Origin of the sequence: Neolewinella aurantiaca (genome assembly GCF_008014675.1) — a bacterium.
Lineage (GTDB): Bacteria > Bacteroidota > Bacteroidia > Chitinophagales > Saprospiraceae > Neolewinella > Neolewinella aurantiaca.
The window spans coordinates 1-2,614 of sequence record NZ_VOXD01000082.1; the positions used below are offsets into that span (position 1 = coordinate 1).

Sequence of the window (2,614 nt, forward strand, 5' to 3'; positions counted from 1 at the left end):
AATCACCTGAATAACCAAACATATGTACTTAAAATCAAGAGCTAACATTGCCGAAGAATTTGGCGTGTGCAGAAAAACCTTGCGCAAATGGATGGATGCCATGCCCTATGAGTTTCCATACTTGCTTGCTGCTCCTTGGCAGAAACTTATTTACAGCGAACTTGGATATCCTCCTGGCGTTACAGCGGATGATTTTGCTAAAATCAAAGCCCCGAAAGAATATCGAGGGGAACAGTAAAAATTAGCGTTCAGAATTGGTCGGAAGCTGAAAACCGTCGAATTTTGGGGATGCTTGGGGATGCTTGGGGATGCTTGGGGATGCTTGGGGATGCTTGGGGATGCTTGGGGATACTTGGGTTTTAGTCCCAGTATTTTAGCTTCATGGCAATTGATTCCAGCCAACAATGGAGTCGTTATTGATAGGGATTCTATCAAAAAAAATATTATGAGACGTTTAATACTGTGTTTTGTGTTATCTTTAAGTTTGACTGCGGTAGCGAGTTCTGCTGGTAGCGGAGCTCCCTGTTCTACTGGATTCTCTACTGTTAAATCTAGTCCATGGCCATGGAACAATGATACTTATTTTACAATGTGTAGTTGTGAATCAGTAAAGGGTTATAGTGCTTCTGGGAGCTGCAATAGTTCTGGAGGTGTAGGAGGGATTTGATTTCTCAAGTTGTTACAATTCGAGACTCGTGGGAATGATGGAGTTATCCTAATCATACTTGCCAAGTATGATAATTTAGATATGTCATCTTATGAGTCTCGATTTTTATTGTTGTAGTTGCAGTCCTTAAATATTTGCTGGTTGGATAGCGGTTGACAAACATAAAAAGTGAATAATATATATCATGAATAAATTTTTTTTGACATTTGTTGGACTCCTTTTTTTCTCTTGTGGGAATGATCTTGAGATGGCATCGTATAAAGTGGTATCAGAAGCCTCGACGGAAGAACGTTCAGTTGATGTGATAGAACTTCAAGGGGAAAATTTCGGACCAGAAGGGCAGTTTGGTTATTTGACTGATATTCTATTGGTTAATTCATCGTTAGTTTTTCAAGACATCAAAAAAGAATATGCTTTTTCACACTTAGAAGATGGCGAAAAGTTGTCTCGGTTTCAACCGATTGGCCTCGGAAAAGGAGAAGTTGAAAATGCTGATTTTGTTAAAATAGTGGATTATGATGAAATGTCTAAAGAAATACATTTTTTCAATTATTCAACTAAGTCTTTAAGTAGTATCAGTGTTCTGCCTAATTCGGTACCATATATATATGGTGCTGTGCCAGGACTTTACTGGGGAGATATTCAAAGTGCTGTCGGATTAAATGACTCTCTTGTCGCAATCACCGGTCGGTTTTCTGATGCGAAATTTATTATTTTTAATAAAAACACACAAAAAGAGGTTTTGAGGTCCAAATATCTTAATTCCTTTCCAAATGAATTGTCAGAGGAAGCAAGAATATCCGTTTCGCCGACGGATATAAAGTACAATGATAAGCATGAGCTAGTCGTTTTGAATAAGCCAAGCGTTAACTCAATTGACGTTTATTCAACCAATGGAGCGCCCGAAAAATTTTATAGTTTTGGGGAGATGAGGAATATTTCTGATGAAAATATTTTTAGCCGTGACTATTTTTATTACTATAGCGTCAAAACACATGGGGATGTAGCCTACGGATTATATCTTGGTATGAGACAGGACGTAATGGCTGTTCAAGATGTTTTCGCATCTAGAACCCGCCCTGAACTACATGTTTACAACTTGGTTACAGACGACCTCCAGCGATTCAAACTAGATCGTTTAGTTAATGCCTGTGTACTTAACACTGAAAGTAGCATATTGTATTGCATCGAAGAAAATAACGAAGATCAACCTTTAGTAAGATATGAAATTCCTAAAATATAGTAGCTTAGGCTTGGCAGTAGTATTAGTTGTTTTGTTCCTGATTTGTGGAATAGAGTACAATGCTGGCCGTCATTATCCATCAGGAAAGGGGTGTATTATCCCTACAGGTCAAACTGAAGTCTACGTTCACTGGATAGGGCCGCTAAATCGGACGGTGTCCAATTTTTGTGATGGAAGTATGACTCCAAATTATTACGAAGCAAAGTCTGGGTGTAATTGTAAGGATTAGTAGTAGGGGGTTCCGTTTGATACCATTCAGTCGCGTCGGATTCCTGTCGTTTTAAAGGTAGGGTGTTCCCTCTGTTAGGCTGCGGCCGTGGCCGATTCCGTCCTCTCTCGGAGCACCCTTAACTGAGTGTATCGCGTTGGGCAGGTGTTGGCGGTTTCCCAGTCGTAGACCTGCTGGTAAGTTACGGTAGTCAGAGCTTGATCGACAAAATCTAGCGAGATTTCGATATGGTATAACGGGCTCTTTAACACGTCGGCGCTGATTGCTTTAACGCCGCCCTTGTTTTTGTAGCGTCCAAACGTACTTTCAATGATGTCCGAGCAGCCACACTACTCTACATTTTTTCAAAAGTGCGAAGCGAGCACTAACTTGGGGTTAACTACCACTCCAACTCATGCTCACTCCACAGCTGCGTAAATTTAGTGATCTGTACGATAAGTACGGGCTCGGCGCGACCAAAAATCTCCATCTCATC

Annotated in this window: 2 protein-coding genes; both read left to right on the forward strand. The window is 40.5% G+C overall.

The features are described from left to right. The first annotated feature begins 22 nt into the window (after positions 1-22). Positions 23-238, forward strand: coding sequence for a helix-turn-helix domain-containing protein (locus FUA23_RS22030; RefSeq protein ID WP_147932935.1), 216 nt, complete (start codon positions 23-25; stop codon positions 236-238). Between the two features lie 613 nt (positions 239-851). After that, the gene (locus FUA23_RS22035) at positions 852-1,910 is read left to right on the forward strand and encodes a hypothetical protein (RefSeq protein ID WP_147932936.1); all 1,059 of its coding nucleotides are present in this window, start codon (positions 852-854) and stop codon (positions 1,908-1,910) included. Positions 1,911-2,614 lie beyond the last annotated feature (704 nt).

Excerpts from the sequence above, each read along its gene's own strand:
- FUA23_RS22035 (WP_147932936.1), top strand. The coding sequence starts at position 852 with ATGAATAAATTTTTTTTGACATTTGTTGGACTCCTTTTTTTCTCTTGT.
- FUA23_RS22030 (WP_147932935.1), top strand. The coding sequence starts at position 23 with ATGTACTTAAAATCAAGAGCTAACATTGCCGAAGAATTTGGCGTGTGC.